The sequence below is a fragment of the Labrys sp. Lb11 genome (genome assembly GCF_057554225.1).
In genome coordinates this window covers 92176-107127 of sequence record NZ_BAAJOT010000005.1, presented here as the reverse complement: position 1 = coordinate 107127, position 14952 = coordinate 92176, and the positions used below count along the sequence as shown (strand labels likewise).

The 14952-nt window shown below is 71.5% G+C and carries 15 protein-coding genes; 6 read left to right on the top strand and 9 right to left on the bottom strand.

The features are described from left to right. Positions 1-66 precede the first annotated feature (66 nt). Both AC27L4_RS19210 and AC27L4_RS19205 read right to left on the bottom strand, forming a co-directional pair. Complete coding sequence (locus tag AC27L4_RS19210; protein ID WP_487143968.1) at positions 67-1212, bottom strand: sugar ABC transporter substrate-binding protein; 1146 nt, start codon at positions 1210-1212, stop codon at positions 67-69. Between the two features lie 157 nt (positions 1213-1369). Next, positions 1370-2026 (bottom strand): SGNH/GDSL hydrolase family protein, encoded by a 657-nt coding sequence (locus AC27L4_RS19205; RefSeq protein WP_487143966.1) that lies wholly within the window; start codon positions 2024-2026, stop codon positions 1370-1372. Between the two features lie 315 nt (positions 2027-2341). Between AC27L4_RS19205 and AC27L4_RS19200 the strand changes: the two genes are divergently transcribed. From AC27L4_RS19200 to AC27L4_RS19190, 3 genes are all read left to right on the top strand, one after another. Continuing rightward, complete coding sequence (locus AC27L4_RS19200) at positions 2342-3559, top strand: ROK family transcriptional regulator (RefSeq protein ID WP_487143965.1); 1218 nt, start codon at positions 2342-2344, stop codon at positions 3557-3559. Between the two features lie 185 nt (positions 3560-3744). Continuing rightward, positions 3745-4110: a YciI family protein gene (locus AC27L4_RS19195; RefSeq protein WP_487143964.1), complete on the top strand. Its 366-nt coding sequence runs from the start codon at positions 3745-3747 to the stop codon at positions 4108-4110. Positions 4111-4158: 48 nt separating this feature from the next. Beyond that, positions 4159-5424 (top strand): RNA polymerase sigma factor, encoded by a 1266-nt coding sequence (locus AC27L4_RS19190; RefSeq protein WP_487143963.1) that lies wholly within the window; start codon positions 4159-4161, stop codon positions 5422-5424. Positions 5425-5443: 19 nt separating this feature from the next. Here AC27L4_RS19190 and AC27L4_RS19185 read toward each other — a convergent pair whose 3' ends face one another. Genes AC27L4_RS19185 through bioB form a run of 5 tightly spaced genes read right to left on the bottom strand, consistent with a single transcriptional unit; the run spans position 5444 to position 10467 of the window. Continuing rightward, on the bottom strand, positions 5444-6436 hold the full coding sequence (locus AC27L4_RS19185; RefSeq protein WP_487143962.1) for a beta-ketoacyl-ACP synthase III: 993 nt from the start codon (positions 6434-6436) through the stop codon (positions 5444-5446). Further along, positions 6433-7713, bottom strand: coding sequence for an adenosylmethionine--8-amino-7-oxononanoate transaminase (locus AC27L4_RS19180; RefSeq protein WP_487143961.1), 1281 nt, complete (start codon positions 7711-7713; stop codon positions 6433-6435). The genes AC27L4_RS19185 and AC27L4_RS19180 overlap by 4 nt, the downstream gene beginning before the upstream one ends. After that, the gene (bioD, locus tag AC27L4_RS19175; protein ID WP_487143960.1) at positions 7710-8348 is read right to left on the bottom strand and encodes a dethiobiotin synthase; all 639 of its coding nucleotides are present in this window, start codon (positions 8346-8348) and stop codon (positions 7710-7712) included. Before bioD ends, AC27L4_RS19180 begins: the two co-directional genes overlap by 4 nt. After that, positions 8345-9487 carry an 8-amino-7-oxononanoate synthase gene (locus AC27L4_RS19170; RefSeq protein ID WP_487143959.1) on the bottom strand — a complete coding sequence of 381 codons (1143 nt, stop codon included), beginning with the start codon at positions 9485-9487 and terminating at the stop codon, positions 8345-8347. The genes bioD and AC27L4_RS19170 overlap by 4 nt, the downstream gene beginning before the upstream one ends. Further along, entirely contained in the window at positions 9484-10467 is a 984-nt protein-coding gene (gene bioB, locus AC27L4_RS19165; protein ID WP_487143958.1) for a biotin synthase BioB, read from the bottom strand. The genes AC27L4_RS19170 and bioB overlap by 4 nt, the downstream gene beginning before the upstream one ends. A gap of 184 nt (positions 10468-10651) precedes the next feature. Here bioB and AC27L4_RS19160 point away from each other — a divergent pair, with 184 nt between their 5' ends. After that, the gene (locus AC27L4_RS19160) at positions 10652-11278 is read left to right on the top strand and encodes a GntR family transcriptional regulator (RefSeq protein WP_487143957.1); all 627 of its coding nucleotides are present in this window, start codon (positions 10652-10654) and stop codon (positions 11276-11278) included. 195 nt (positions 11279-11473) lie between these two features. On the opposite strand, the gene AC27L4_RS19155 is transcribed toward AC27L4_RS19160, so the two are convergent. After that, the gene (locus AC27L4_RS19155; RefSeq protein WP_487143956.1) at positions 11474-11803 is read right to left on the bottom strand and encodes a DMT family transporter; all 330 of its coding nucleotides are present in this window, start codon (positions 11801-11803) and stop codon (positions 11474-11476) included. 7 nt (positions 11804-11810) lie between these two features. Further along, a complete protein-coding gene (locus tag AC27L4_RS19150) occupies positions 11811-12485 on the bottom strand; it encodes a glutathione S-transferase family protein (RefSeq protein ID WP_487143955.1) in 675 nt (224 codons plus the stop codon). Positions 12486-12581: 96 nt separating this feature from the next. Here AC27L4_RS19150 and AC27L4_RS19145 point away from each other — a divergent pair, with 96 nt between their 5' ends. Both AC27L4_RS19145 and AC27L4_RS19140 read left to right on the top strand, forming a co-directional pair. Then, complete coding sequence (locus AC27L4_RS19145) at positions 12582-13493, top strand: LysR family transcriptional regulator (protein ID WP_487143954.1); 912 nt, start codon at positions 12582-12584, stop codon at positions 13491-13493. 169 nt (positions 13494-13662) lie between these two features. Beyond that, the gene (locus AC27L4_RS19140) at positions 13663-14946 is read left to right on the top strand and encodes an MFS transporter (protein ID WP_487143953.1); all 1284 of its coding nucleotides are present in this window, start codon (positions 13663-13665) and stop codon (positions 14944-14946) included. The last annotated feature ends 6 nt before the right edge of the window (positions 14947-14952 follow it).

Genomic DNA, 14952 nt, shown 5'->3' with positions numbered 1-14952 from the left:
CCCGCACTGCCGCAAGCAGAGGCATCAGCCAAGGCGGCTCTCGATTCACGCGTTCCCGAAGGGCCGCTACTTCGCCTCGGACGACCAGGGGAAGTTCACGTACCTGTCGCGCGTGTCGTAGCAGATGTTGCCGTACATCCTCAGATAGGCGTCGCGGCGCGCCGGATCGGCATAGACCGCCGCCGGATCGGCGCGGTCGGCCTCATATTGCGGCAGGTTCGCCGTGGTCAGCGCCGTCGGCAGGATGTCCATCGCCTGCGGGATGCTCTTGCCCTCGAGCCAGTCTGCCGCATGCTGGCCCATGGCATAGGCGAAGACCGGCGAGGACAGGGCGATGCTGGCCTTGTAGGGGCTGTCGGCGCCTTTCTTGATCTCGGCCACCGCCTCAGGCTCGCCGTCGATGCCGCCGAGGAACTGGTCCGCCCTGGCCTTGCCGGCGGCCTGCAGCGCCGCCAGCGCCCCGAGCACCACGGTGTCGGCGCCGAGCACGACATCGACGTCGGGATGGGCCTGGAGGATGGTGCTCATGGTGGCGAAGCCGCCCTCCTTGTTCACCGGGCTCGGCGAGATGTCGGCGACGATGCTGACGCCCGGCATCGGCTTCAGCGTGTCGCGCATCGCGGCAAAGCGCGGCGCCAGGAACTCCATGCTGTCATGGGTCAGCAGCACGACATTGGCCTTGCCGCCGAGCTTGTCCTTGATGTAGGCGGCCGCTGCCTCGGCAAGCACCTTGCCGGTGAGATATTGCGGCGCATTGAGCAGCGAGGTCGCCGGCGGCGGCACGATCGTGCCGACATAGCCTCCGGACCAGATGATCTCCTGCAGGCTGCGGCTCATCGAGGCCGGATCGACCGGCGCGGCCACCACCGCGCCCACCTTCGAGGCCAGGAACAGTTGCACCTGCTCGACGCCTTTGGCCGCGTCGTTGTTGGCCAGGGCCCGCCGGTATTCCAGGCCGCGATCCTTGGCCGCCTTGGCGAGCCCCAGGTCGACGCCCTGCATGAACTCGCGCTCATTGTCCTGGGCGAAGGCGAGCACCTTGCTCAGCCCCGGCGGCGGCGTGCAGGCGGGTGCGCCGGGATTGAACGGAGCCAGGACCTCCGGCTTGGTGAGGCCGGGCGGTCCGTCCTCGGCCATGCCCCAGCCCGTGCCGGCCGCCAGCAGCCCGACCGCCAGCACCGCCGCCAATCCCCTGTCCCGATTCGCTGACATTCGGCGTCCTCCCTCTTCGATTGTTGCTTGATTTGCCGGGCCGGACGGCGCCTGCCGAGCCGCCGCCGGCCGCAGATCCCGGTGCAGTAACTCACTTCCAAAACAGCGAGTCAAAAACTTTTTCCAGTGGAAGTAATTATAGAGACCACCAAGGACCCTACCGGGCGGCGAAGAGCGCCTGAACGGCCTTGGCCAATTCGGTGCCGAGAATGCGCTGCGCCTCGCCGTCGAGGTGGATGCCGTCGACCGGGCTGGACTCGATGACGGCGCCGGCGTCGACAAAGGCGGCGCCGGCCCGTTGCGCCATGTCGCGGATATGGCCCGGGAGTTCGGCCGACTTGGCGGCGCCGCCGCGGAACATGTCCCCGAACCGGCCGATTTCCAGAATCGGCGCCGGAGCGACGACCAGCACCGCCGGCGCCTCTCCGCCCGGCCCGGCCTCGCTGCGCCGGATGGCGCGCACCAAAACCTCAATGGAATCAGCTATATCCGCTGGCGTTGCAGAGAAGCGGTGCTTCAGGTCGTTGGTGCCGAGCGCCAGGATGACCAGGTCGAGCGGCATGTGCGATTCCAACAAGACCGGCAGCGCCCTCAGGCCGCTCTTGTGCACGCCCTCGATCGGATCCTCCCAGACGGTGGTGCGTCCGGGATGCCCTTCCTCGATCACGTGCCAGTCGCCGCCGAGCGAGCGGCGCATCACGCCCGGCCAGCGCCGGTCCGGCGCATAGCGGCGAGCGCCGCTGCGCGCCAGCGTCGGCACGGCGCCGTAAGTGTTGGAATCGCCGAAGCAGAGCACGGTTCGAATCTGTGGCACGAGGCTCCTCCCGCATGACCCGATGGACGCATATCATGGCATCGCAGGGATAGCATTATTTTTCCAGTGGAAGTAATTAGTCGTTGCCTGCGCGAGCGCGCATTGCTAGGTCAGCGTGTCGGCGCTAAGGCGTCGGCCGAGACCATGTGCTTCTGTTGTTGATTGGGCGTGACCTTTCAGCCCGGCCATGACGACCAAGCTGGCGTACTATTTCCGGGCAACGCGACGGCAGGCGTCCGTTCGCGGTGCCGGCTGCGCCCGTCCGGGCGACGTGGGACAGGCCGGCGCTCCAGCTGAAGGGGGTTGAGCGAGAGCGTGACCGGGAGCAGCTTCTACAGCGTCGAGAAGATCGCCGACGGCGGCAGCGGCGGCGCCACGCAGGCGGAGACGCGCGTCTACAACGAGCGCCTGATCGTCAGCCTGGTGCGCCGGCACGGCCAACTGTCAAAGGCGGATCTGACCCGGCTCACCGGCCTCGCTCCCCAGACCATCACCACCATCGTCAACCGCGCCGCAGCCGGCGGCCTCCTGCTGCGCCGCGAGCCGTTGCGCGGCCGGCTCGGCCAGCCTTCGGTGCCCTACGCCCTCAATCCCGAGGCTGCCTATGCGTTCGGCCTCAGGGTCGACCATCTCAGCGCCGACATCGCCTTCGTCAACTTCGTCGGCGAAGTCGTCGCCTTCGAACGCACCGGCTTCGAGGCAACGAAGCCGGAAGGCGTCATGGCCTTCACCCGGTCGGCGATCACGCGCATCTGCCGCAAGCACAAGGCGATCGCGCCGGAGCGGATCGCCGGCCTCGGCATCGCCCTGCCGTTCCAGCACTGGGACTGGGGCGAGGAGGCCGCGCCGCCCACAACCGGCCTGCGCCCGGCCCGGGAGATCGATATCCGCGCCGAGCTCGACCGGCTGTTCGACTGGCCGGTCTTCCTCCTCAACGACGCCATGGTCGCCGCCGGCGCCGAGCTGATGTTCGGCGCAGGGCTGGGCCGACCCGATTTCCTCTACGCCTATGTCGGGCAGGCCATCGGCGGCGGCCTGGTGCTCGACCACCACCTCTTCCCGGGCCGCAACAAGCTGGCGGGCGCGCTCGGCGAGTTCCGGGTGCCGGCCCGGCGCGGCGGCCAGGCCGATGCGGCGCTGCAGCGGATCGTCGCCCTGCAGGCCCTGGCCGATCGACTCGGCCCGGCGGATGCCGAGCGTATCCGCTCCTCGCCCGAGGACTGGAGCGGCCTCGAGGGGGCCCTGCCCGGCTGGATCGACGAGGTCGCCGACGGACTGGCCTTTGCGGCCCAGGGCACGGCCGCCCTGCTCGACATCGACACGCTGGTGATCGACGGGGCCATGCCCCGCTCCGTCCGCAAGGAGATCGCCCGTGCGGCCCGGCAGCGGCTGGCCCGGCTGCTGCTCGACCGACCCGAGCCCTTCACGGTCGTCGAGGGCACGTTCGGCCACCTCGCCCCGGCGATCGGCGGCGCGAGCATCCCGCTGCTGATCAAATATTCCAACGACAAGGACCTCTTGTTCAAGGAATAGGACACAGAGCCAGACGGAAAAGTTCAGAGCCGGCGGCAACGCGTCCCGTTCGTGAATTCACGGATGAGCGGCTGCTCCCTCCCCAGCCGCAGATTTTTTTCGTGCGCCCTGTCGTGCCGGCGCGCGCTCGTTCGTCGTGGTCATGACGCGGCAATGGCGCCGCGGCATAACGGCAGGGAGTTCCCATGCGGTACATGTATCTGGTCACGTCGCCGGCCTCCGCCGGTCCGCCGCCGCAGCGGCTGATGGAAGAGATCGGCAAGCTGACCGAGCGGGTGATGAAGGAAGGCAATGTCGTCGACATGGGCGGCCTGATGCCGATGGCCATGGGCGCACGGGTCGAGCTCAGGGGCGGCAAGATCGAAGTGACCGACGGCCCGTTCGTCGAAGCCCGGGAGTTCGTCGGCGGCTATGCCATCTTCGACTATGCGAGCCGCGAGGAGGCCCTCGCCAGCGCCGTCTCCTTCATGGAGCTGCACAGGCAATATGGCGAGGGCTGGGAAGGCACGTGCGAGATGCGCCCGATGGCCGATGTCGGGCAGTGCGGCTGAGGCCAGGCACGTCTTGCACCGGACCGATGCGTGAGATAATCGGCGGCCGTGACGGTCGCCGACACCCATCGTGCCATCCTCGCCGTCGGGCGGGACGAACAGGCCCGGCTCATCGCCGTGCTGGCGCGGATGACGCGCGACGTCTGCCTGGCCGAGGAGCTGGCCCAGGAGGCGCTGGTCACCGCGCTGGAGCGCTGGCCCGGGACGGGCGTGCCGGAACGCCCCGGCGCCTGGCTGCTCGCCGCCGCCAAGCGCCGCGCCATCGACCATTTCCGCCGCGACAAGATGCTGGAGCGCAAGCACGCGACCCTGGCGCGCGAGCTGGAAGCCGAGCAGGAGGCCATGCCGGACCTCGACTCCGCCCTGGACGATGCGATCGGCGACGACATGCTGCGGCTGATCTTCACCGCCTGCCACCCGCTGCTGTCGCGCGAGGCGCGGGCGGCGCTGACGCTGCGGCTGATCGCCGGCCTCACCACCGAGGAGATCGCCCGCGCCTTCCTCGCGACCGAGGCCGCGATCGGCCAGCGCATCCTGCGCGCCAAGCGCACGCTGTCGGAGTCGGGCCTCGCCTATGAGACGCCGCGCGGATCGGAGCTGGCCGGGCGCCTCGCCTCGGTGCTGGAGGTGGTCTACCTCATCTTCAACGAAGGTTACGCCGCCACCGCGGGCGACGACCTGATGCGCCCGCAGCTGTGCGAGGAAGCGCTCCGTCTCGGCCGCCTCCTCGCCACCCTCGCGCCGCGTGAGCCGGAGGTGCACGGCCTCGTCGCCCTGATGGAGCTGAACGCCTCGCGCACCGCCGCCCGCACCACCGCCGACGGCGCCGCCGTCCTGCTGACGGAGCAGGATCGCACCGCCTGGGACCAGGCGCAGATCGCCCGCGGCCTCGCGGCCCTGGCGCAGGCCGAAGCGCTCGGCGGCGAGCGCGGCGCCTATGCGCTGCAGGCCGCTATCGTCGCCTGCCACGCCAGGGCGCCGTCCGCCGCCGCCACCGACTGGGCCGCCATCGCCGCGCTCTACGCCGAGCTCGCTTGGCTCACGTCCTCGCCGGTCGTCGAGCTCAACCGCGCCGTGGCGGTGGCGATGGCCGAGGGCCCGCAGGCCGGGCTCGACATCCTCGACCGGATCGCCGCGGAACCGGCGCTGAAGCGCTACCACCTGCTGCCGGGCGTGCGCGGCGACCTCCTGGTCCGGCTCGGCCGGCACGCGGAGGCGCGGGCCGCCTTCGAGCAGGCCGCCGCCCTGGCGACCAACCGGCGCGAACGCGACCTGCTGCTGCGGCGAGCCCGGGAGGCCGCGGCCGAGGCGTGACACCCGCGCAAGGCAGCCGCTATCCGAAGCCGACGACGACGGCGCCGCCCGTCATCCCGGCGCCGGCGGCGGTGAGGAGCAGGCGTTCTCCCGACGCGAAGGGACGCTCCCGCCGGGCGAGCGACAGGGACAGCGGGATGGTCGCGGCCGACGAATTGCCGAACTCCTCGATGCTGCGCAGGGTCCTCTCGCAGGGGAGGCCGAGCTCGCGCGCGACCGCCTCGAAGATGCGGGTGTTGGCCTGGTGCGGCACGAAGCGGTCGATCCCGGCGGGGCCAATCCCGGCATGGGCCATCGCCTGCCGGGAGCACTGCGCCATCATGCGCACGGCCTCCGCGAACACGGACCGGCCGTCGGGCATGGTCATCAGCGTCTCATGCGCCTCGACGCCCGGGCCAAAGGGACGGGAACTGCCGCCGGCCGGAATCGAGATCAGGCCGTAGTGCCGCCCGTCGGCGGCGAGGTCGGTGCCGAGGAGCCCGATGCCCGTCCGGCGAGACGGCGCCAGCACGACGGCGCCGGCCGCGTCGGCGAACACCACGGCGCTGGCGCGCTCGGCCGGGTTGATCCGCCGGCTGAGGATGTTGGCCGCCACCATCAGCACCGGCCGCTCCTGCGCCCGGACGAAGCCGTCGGCGAGCGTCAGCGCATAGAGAAAGCCCGAGCAGGCGCCGGCGAGATCAACGGCGCCGGCCTTCGCGAGGCCGAGGCGATGGGCCAGCAGCGGCGCCGAGGGCGGCAGGAGATGGTCGGGCGTCGAGGTCGCCAGCAGGACAAGGGCGATGTCGCCGCGATCGAGGCCGGCATCGTCGAGCGCCGCGGCGCCGGCCTTGGCGGCGAGGCCGCTGAGCGTGTCGCCGGGTTCGGCCCAGCGACGCGCCCGGATGCCAGTGCGGCGCTCGATCCAACCGGGCTCGAGGCCGAGCCGCGCCTCGATCTCGCCGTTCTCGACCCGCCGGCGCGGCACGGCATGGCCAAAACCGGCGAGCCGGCTCGACAGCACCCGGCTCACCGTCGCCCTGCCCCGACGAGGTCGGCCGCCGCGTCGATCGCCGCATAGGCCCGGTCGAGGTCGCCCTCCCCGACGCAATAGGGCGGCATCAGGTAGATGACATTGCCGAGGGGACGGATCAGCAGGTCCCGGCAGCGGAAGAAGGCACGCAGCCGCGGGCCGACATCGGCGAGATAGCCGGCGGCCGGCACGGCGAGGTCGAGCGCGGCGATGGTGCCGGCCCGGCGCACGCTGGTAAAGCGCGGATCGGCGCGGAACCGCGCCAGGCGCTCGGCCTGCATCTGCGCCAAGGCGGCGATGCGATCGGCCACCGGCTCGTCGCGCCAGACGCCGAGATTGGCGAGCGCCGCGGCGCAGGCGATCGGGTTGGCGGTGTAGGAGCTGGAATGGAAGAAGGTGCGGCGACGGTCCTCCGACAGATGCGCATCGAAGATCTCGGACGTGCAGAGTGTCGCCGCCAGGGGCAACGCCCCGCCGGTGAGGCCCTTGGAGAGGCAGAGGATGTCGGGCGAGATGCCGGCCTGCTCGCAGGCGAACAGCGTTCCCGTCCGGCCCCAGCCGGTCATGACCTCGTCGGCGATCATCAGGACGCCATGGGCCGCGGCGATGCGGCGGAGCTCGGCCAGCACTTCAGGCCGGTACATCCGCATGCCGCCGGCGCCGAGCACCAGCGGCTCGATGAGCAGGGCGGCGACATCGCCGCCACGGCAGTCCCGCTCAAAGGCGTCCAGCGTGTCCTGCTCGCGGCCGGGCTCGGGAAACGGCACGGTGTCGACGCCGAACAGCAGCGGCGCGTAGGCGGCGTTGAACACGCCGCGCGCGCCGGCCGACATGGTGCCGACGGTGTCGCCGTGATAGCCGTGCTCCATCACGACGACGCGCGAGCGCGGCGTTCCCCGGTTGTGGAAGAAGCCGAGGGCCATTTTCAGGCCGACCTCGACCGCGGTCGAGCCGCTGTCGGAGTAGAAGACATGGGCGAGGCCCGGCGGCGCCAGCCCGATCAGCCCTCGCGCCAATGCCTCCGCCGGCTCGTGGGTGTATTCGGCGAAGATCACCTGGTCGAACCGGTCGCAGGCCGTCCGGATCGCAGCCATGATCGCGGGGTGGCGGTGGCCATGGGTGATCACCCACCAGGATGAGATGGCGTCGAGCACAAGGCGGCCGTGCTCATCGACGAGATGGGCGCCTTCGGTGCTGAGAACGCGTGTGGTGACGGGGTCGAGCCGGTGCTGGGTGAAGGGATGCCAGACGGGTGACGGCGAGGCAGCTTGCGTCATGCGACGGCCCTTTCGATAACGGCGAGGTCGATGTGCCGCGCGAAGCCTTGGCGCAACGCCTCAGGCGTCAGTGGATCGAGCCGGGGCAGCCGGCCGAGGCTGCGGACGCCGCCCATGGCGGCGATGGTGTGCTCGGTGTCCGGCTGCGCCTCGCCGATGAAGGCGACACCGAGGACGGGAATGGCGCGCCGGCGCATCGCCTCCAGCGACAGGAGAGCGTGGTTGATGGCGCCGAGGCTGGTGCGCGCGCACAGGATGACGGGTCGATTCCAGCGCGCGAACAGGTCGGCGAAGGTCTCCTGCCGCGTCAGCGGCACGAGCAGGCCGCCCGCCCCCTCGATCACCAGCGGCCAGGGCGTGCCGGGCGGCTCCAGCGCCGCGGGCGCCAGGGCGACGCCGTCGATCTCGGCCGAGCGGTGCGGCGAGGCCGGCGTGGCGAGGCGCCAGGCCTCGGGCAGGATGCGTTCGTCCGGCAGGCGACCGAGCCGGCGCACCGTCCGGCTGTCGGTCTCGCCGTCGAGGCCGGACTGGACCGGCTTCCAGTAGCCGGCGCCGAGCGCGTCGGCGAGGCCGGCGGAGAACACCGTCTTGCCGACGCCGGTGTCGGTGCCGGTCACCACCAGCGCCCGGCTCACGGTTCGGCCTCCAGGGCCGCGGCCAGCCGCTCGACCATGGCGGCGATCGCGGCGGCATCGACGTTGAGCGTGACGGCGAGGCGCAGGCGCGCGGTGCCGGCCGGAACGGTGGGCGGACGGATGGCGCGGATGTCGAAGCCCTCGGCCTGCATCCGCCCGGCGACGTTGAGGGTGCGGCCGACGTCGCCGAGCACGACCGGCAGGATCTGCGAGCCGCTGCCGGGGCGGCCGAGGCGGCCGGCGAGTGCGGCATTGGCCGACGCGACCAGGCGGCCATGGGTCTCCCGCCGCTCCGGTTCCCCGACCAGGATGGCCAGCGCCTCGCGCACGCCGGCGGCCTGCAGCGGCGCGGGCGCCGTCGCATAGATGAAGGGGGCGGCGCGGTTGACCAGGACGTCGCACAGCACCCGGCTGGCGCCGACCAGCGCACCGGAGAGGCCCAGCGCCTTGCCGCAGCCGTGCAGGAGCACGACATTCCCGCGGCCGGCCAGCGCCGCCGCGAGACCCCGGCCGCCTGGGCCGTGCACGCCGGTGGCATGAGCCTCGTCGATGTGGAGGAAGCCGTCATGCCGCTCGGCGATGGCGGCAAGATCCGCCAGCGGCGCCTTGTCGCCGTCCATGGAATAGAGGCTCTCGACCACGATCCAGGGCCGTCCCGTGCCGCCGGCCCGGCGCCATGCCACGATGGCCTCGTCGAAGGCGCCGGCATCGTTGTGCGGCACGGCGACGGCCCGGGCCCGCCCGGCCGTGAGCCCGGCATGAACGCTGGCATGGACCAGCGCGTCATGGACCACGAGGTCGCCGCGCTGCGGCAGGGTGGAAAGGATGGCGAGGTTGGCGGCATAGCCGCTGCCGAAATAGAGCATGCGCTCTGAGCCGAAGAAGGCGGCGGCCTCCGCCTCCAGCGCCTCGTGCTCGGGATTGTTGCCGCGCAGCAGGCGCGAGCCGCCGGCGCCCACCGGCACGCCACGCTCCAGGGCGGCGATCATCGCGGCCTTGAGCCGCGGCGATGCGGCCAGGCCGAGATAGTCGTTCGAGGTGAAGTCGAGGCCGCCCTGCCCGGCCAGGACGCGGCGGCGCCCCTTGCGCTCGAGCCGGCTCAGCAGCGCCTCGTAGCGGGCGGAGCCGTCCGGGCTCATTCGGCAGTCTCCGCGGTCATCGGCGCCAGGCCGAGGCGGCGCATCAGGCTCGAATCCCTGTCCTCGCCCGGATTGGCCGCGGTCAACAGCATGTCGCCGACGAAGATCGAGTTGACGCCGGCCAGGAAGCACAGGGCCTGCATCTCGTCGCTCATGGCCGTGCGCCCGGCGCTGAGGCGGACATGGGCCGTCGGTATCAGGATGCGGGCGAGCGCGACGACGCGCACGAAGGCGATAGGATCGACCGCGGCGGCCTCGGCCATCGGCGTTCCCGGCATCGGGATCAGGCGGTTGATCGGCACGCTCTCCGGCGGCGGCGCGAGGTTGGCCAGGGTGACCAGCATGGAGATGCGGTCGTCGACGCTTTCGCCCATGCCGAGGATGCCGCCGGTGCACAGCTTGATGCCGGCCTCGCGGACATGGCCGAGAGTCTCCAGGCGATCGGCGAAGCTGCGGGTGGTGACAACCTCGCCGTAGAAGCGTTCGGAGGTGTCGACATTGTGGTTGTAATAATCGAGGCCGGCCTCGGCGAGCGCGGCAGCCTGGTCGGGCGAGAGCCTGCCGAGGGTCATGCAGGTTTCGAGGCCGAGGGCCCGCACCTCGCGGACCATGGTGGCGAGCGCCGCCATGTCGCGCGGCTTGGGGCTGCGCCAAGCGGCCCCCATGCAATAGCGGGTGGCGCCCCCGTCCCGGGCCTTCACCGCCTCGGCGACGACCTCATCGACCGCCATCAGCTTCCCGGCCTTCAGGCCCGTGGCGTGGTGCGCCGACTGGCTGCAATAGCCGCAATCCTCGGGGCAGCCGCCGGTCTTGATGTTGAGCAACTTGCTGAGTTGCACCCGGTTCGGATCGAAGTGCCGGCGATGCACCGCCTGGGCTCGGAACAGGAGATCGCTGAACGGCAGGTCGTGCAACGCCCGGGCATCTGCGAGCGTCCAGGGCCCGACAGTGGCGGCCGGGCATTCCGAAGGTGTCGGCATCATATCCTCGCATGGCAAGGCCCGCGGCAGCGGGCGCGACGGGAGACGGCGCGAGATCGGGTGCCGGCGATCCCAATGTTGCCAAATCATAGATAATCTACTATTAAGGTCCGCAACTGCCGCACTATACGAAACCCACGCAGTGACGCATTCCCTTTTATCATAGATAATCTATGAGACTGTCATGGCGGAAACCACAGCTGAGCGCATTGCCCGTGTCCTGGCCGAGCGCATCGTCACCGGCGAGCTGGCGCCGGGAATGCCGCTGCGCCAGGATCGGGTGGCGGACGAATTCGAGTCGAGCCATGTCCCCGCCCGCGAGGCGTTCCAGCTGCTGCGGGCCCGGGGCCTCGCGATCAGCGAGCCGCGCCGCGGCATGCGGGTGGCACCGCTCGATCACGCCTCGATGCAGGAGACCGTCGAGATCCGCGCCACGCTCGAGGCGCTTGCTCTCACCCATGCGGCGCCGCGACTGAATGCCGCCAGCTTCGAGAAGATCGAGCGGGCCATGCGGGCAGGCGACGAAGCCCAGACGCTCGTCAACTGGGAGCGCGCCAACCGCGACTTTCACCGGGAACTGGTCGCCCCCTGCCGGATGCCCCGGCTGCTCGCCATGCTCGACGACCTGCAGCTCGCCAATTCCCGGGTGATCTTCTCGGCCACCCGCTCGGCCGGCTGGCAGCCGGGCTCCAGCCACGCCCACAGGCGCATCTTCAACGCCCTGCGGCAGGGCGACGTCGCCAGGGCCGCCGCCCTGCTCCAGGCCCATATCCGCGAGCTCGAACGCGCCGCGGGGGCCGCAGAAGCGTAACGCCGCGCGGCCTCCGCTCCCTGTCGCGACCAGGGTCTTCGGATCAGAGGGGACCGGCCGACGCCGCGGCACAGGCGAGGCCGCGCCCTCTCGCACGGGCCAGGGGAATTGCCGCCCCGGCCGGTTCCCGGTTCCGGCCGCCAAGCAGACCGATGCCCGAGGCTGGCCCGGACCTGGGAGGCTCAGGCCACGCCCTCACGCCGGCGCCATCTTCAGCGCGGCGATGCCGGCGAGCACAAGGACGATGCCGACGAGCTTGGCCGGCCCGAGCGCCTCGCCGAACAGGACGACGCCGAGCATGGCGGTGCCGGCGGCGCCGATGCCGGTCCACACCGCGTAGGCCGTCCCGACCTGCAGGACCTGCAACGCCCGCCCGAGCAGGACGACGAACGCGGCCAGCAACACCAGCGACAGCAGCGTCCAGCCGGGGCGCGTATAGCCCTCCGCATATTTCATCGAGACGGCCCAGGCGACGTCGAGCAGGCCGGCGGCCACCAGTGCGATCCAGGCAACGGTCTGGGTCATGGCGTCCTCACGCCGCCAGCTTGAGCAGATGCGCGTCATGGCGCACCAGGAAGGCGTGCAGCAGGCCGTGATAGTCGGCCCCGACCGCGGCGCGCACGCTCGGCCGCTCGGCCAGCGCCGCACGCCAGGCCCGCACCCTGGGCACGCCGGCGAAGATGCGGAGGTCGCAGAGCGTGTCGAACAGGTCGAAATAGCGGAAGATCGGAGCGAACACGGCATCGACCAGGCTGAAGGAGCCACCGGAAAAGTAAGGCACACCTGCGATCGCCTCCTCGATCCGCGCCATCTTGGCGGCGATCGCAGCGCGGCGCGCCTCGAAGACCCGCGGATCGCCGGTCGTCTCCAGGCCCCAGATGTCGGCCAGGACGGCCGAGCCGAACTCCATCCAGGCCCGATGCCGGGCCCGCTCCAGCGGGTCGGCCGGATGCAGCCTCGGGCCGGTCAGGGTCTCCTCGATGTACTCGCAGATGACGTTGCTCTCGAAGAGCACGGATTCGCCCTCCGCCGCCGCAACCCGCAGCAGCGGCACCTTGCCGAGCGGCGACAGGGCGGTGAACCAGTCCGGCTTGTCGGCCAGGTCGACGGTGAGGCGCTCGAACGGCACGCCCTTCTCGGCGAGCGCGATGGCCGCGCGCTGCACATAGGGGCAGAGATTGTGGCTGACCAGGATGAGGCGGGTCATGGGATAGTCCCGATGCTTCGACAGGGGTGACAGCCCGGAAGATCGTTCCTACATCCACGCAAGAAAATATGCTGCATCAGCAAATGGAGCTTGCAGTTGAAACAAGGTTCCTTCCTGCTCGAGGACCTCCACCTGGTGGAGGCGCTGGCACGGGCCGGGTCGCTCGCCGGCGCGGCCCGGCATATCGCCGTCAACCATGCCAGCGCCTGGCGCCGCCTCGGGGCGTTGGAGGCACGGCTCGGCACGCGCCTGTTCGAGCGCGGACGGAGCGGCTACGCCCCCACCGCCGCCGGAGAGGAGGCGATCGCCGTCGCCCGGCGCATGCTGGGCGAGCTGGACGAACTGGAGCGCCGTCTCGCCGGCCATGACGTCCGGCCGACCGGCATCGTCCGGCTGACCGCGCCCGAGACGCTGCTCGACCTCATCGCCCCCGTCCTGGCCGAGCTGAAGAACACCCATCCCGGGCTCGTCGTCGAGGTGGTGACCGCCAACAGCTTCTTCACGCTGACGCGCCGGGATGCGGACATCGCGGTGCGGCCGGCCGAGCAGGCGCCGGAAGGCCTGGTGGCGCGCCGGATCGCCGACGTGGCCACCGCCGTCTATGCCGCCCCCGCCTATCGCGACGGCCGGGCCGATGCCGAGCTCGCCGCCCTCGACTGGCTCGCCCCGGACGACAACCTGTCGCATCTCGGCTCGGCCCGCTGGATCGCCCGTCACGTCGAGCCGCGGCGCATCGTGCTGCGGGCAAGCTCGCTGACGGCGTTGCGCGCCGCGGCCCGGGCCGGCATGGGCGCGGCGCCCCTGCCCTGCTTCCTCGGCGATGTCGACGACCGGCTGGAACGGCTGTCGCCACCCGTGCCGGAGATGGGCGCCAGCCTGTGGCTGATCACCCACCCGGACCTGCGGCGCGTGCCGCGGATCCGCGCCGTGCTCGACCTGCTTGCCGAACGGCTGGCACGCCGGCGCCCGCTGCTGTCGGGAACGGCGCCGATCCCCGGCCCGCGCTGACGCTGCGACAACTCTTTCGGCTCGTCGATCAGACACGCATCATGCCAGTATCCCCGACTGCCCCGAACGGTCATTCCCGGGCTGCCGGGCTTGCCCGGGGCGATACCGTCCCGGCGCTCCAACCGGCCTTGCCGACGCCGCCGCGCATCGCCCGATCCAAGGACATGCCATGACCGAGCTTCCCGTCCTGCATTCCTCCGCCTGCCGGCCCGGAGCCGCCCCCCCGGTCGCGGCACTTCGAGGCCGCCTGATGGCGACGCTGTCCGCCGTCCGGGACCGCCCGGGGATGGACCGGGCAGTCGTCCCGGTGGTCGTCGGCGCCGGCATCGTCGCCGCGCTCCAGGTCGGCAAGGCCGCAATCGCCGCCCCGCTGCTGCAGGCCGATTTCGGGATCGGGCTCGGCGCGGTCGGCTGGCTCACCGCCATCTTCGCCGTTCTCGGCACGGTCGGCGGCATCCCCGTCGGCGCCGTGGTCGCGGCAATCGGCGACCGGCGCGTCCTCCTGCTCGGCCTGGCGGCGACGGTCCTGGGGTCGGCCGCCGGCGCCCTCTCCGGCGGCTACGCCGCCCTGCTGGGCTCGCGGGTAATCGAAGGGCTGGGCTTCCTCCTGGTCACCGTGGCCGGCCCGGCCGTGCTGCGGCGGGTGGTGGCGCCGGAACGTCGGGACATCGCCTTCGCATTCTGGAGCTGCTACATGCCGGCCGGCATGGCGCTGGCCATGCTGGCCGCGCCGCTCTTCCCCGACTGGCAGGCGACATGGTGGTGTGTCGGCGCCCTCGCCGTCGCCGCCTTCAGCTGCGTCGCCCTCGCTGTGCCGCGCCCGGCCGTCGGCGTACCGCTGTCATGGCAGGCGCTCGGCCGCGATGCGGCAGCCGTGATGCGCGCCGGCGGCCCGCCGCTGCTGGCGACGACATTCACGCTCTACAGCCTGATGTTCTTTGCCCTGTTCAGCTTCCTGCCCGTGCTGCTCATGGACCGGATGGGCGTGTCGCTGCGCACCGCCGGCCTGCTCAGCGCCGTGGCGACCAGCGCCAACATCGTCGGCAATCTCTGCGCGGGCCTTCTGCTGTCGCGCGGGGTGGCGCGGTCCGCCCTCATTGGTGCGGCGAGCCTGGCCATGGCGGCGGCCGGCCTCGGCATCTTCCTCAACCTCCTGCCGGACACGCCGACCTTCCTGCTCTGCGTGCTGTTCTCGGGGGTCGGCGGCCTGATCCCGGCGACGCTGCTGGCCACCACGCCGCAGGCCGCACCGGCCGAGCGGCTGGCGCCCGTCGCGCTCGGGCTGGTGATGCAGGGCAGCAATATCGGTCAGGTGGTCGGCCCGGTCGCCGTCGGCGGGGCCATCGACGCCTTCGGCTGGCCTGCCGCGGCCGCGATCGTCGGCACCGCGGGCCTCGCCGGCTTCATCCTGGCGCTGGCGCTGCGCCGCACCCTGCGGCAGGGAACAATCTGATGCGGC

Coding starts and splice junctions, on each gene's coding strand:
- AC27L4_RS19210 (WP_487143968.1), bottom strand. CDS start 1,212: ATGTCAGCGAATCGGGACAGGGGATTGGCGGCGGTGCTGGCGGTCGGG.
- AC27L4_RS19195 (WP_487143964.1), top strand. CDS start 3,745: ATGCGGTACATGTATCTGGTCACGTCGCCGGCCTCCGCCGGTCCGCCG.
- AC27L4_RS19180 (WP_487143961.1), bottom strand. CDS start 7,713: ATGACGCAAGCTGCCTCGCCGTCACCCGTCTGGCATCCCTTCACCCAG.
- AC27L4_RS19170 (WP_487143959.1), bottom strand. CDS start 9,487: ATGAGCCCGGACGGCTCCGCCCGCTACGAGGCGCTGCTGAGCCGGCTC.
- bioB (WP_487143958.1), bottom strand. CDS start 10,467: ATGCCGACACCTTCGGAATGCCCGGCCGCCACTGTCGGGCCCTGGACG.
- AC27L4_RS19160 (WP_487143957.1), top strand. CDS start 10,652: ATGGCGGAAACCACAGCTGAGCGCATTGCCCGTGTCCTGGCCGAGCGC.
- AC27L4_RS19155 (WP_487143956.1), bottom strand. CDS start 11,803: ATGACCCAGACCGTTGCCTGGATCGCACTGGTGGCCGCCGGCCTGCTC.
- AC27L4_RS19150 (WP_487143955.1), bottom strand. CDS start 12,485: ATGACCCGCCTCATCCTGGTCAGCCACAATCTCTGCCCCTATGTGCAG.
- AC27L4_RS19140 (WP_487143953.1), top strand. CDS start 13,663: ATGACCGAGCTTCCCGTCCTGCATTCCTCCGCCTGCCGGCCCGGAGCC.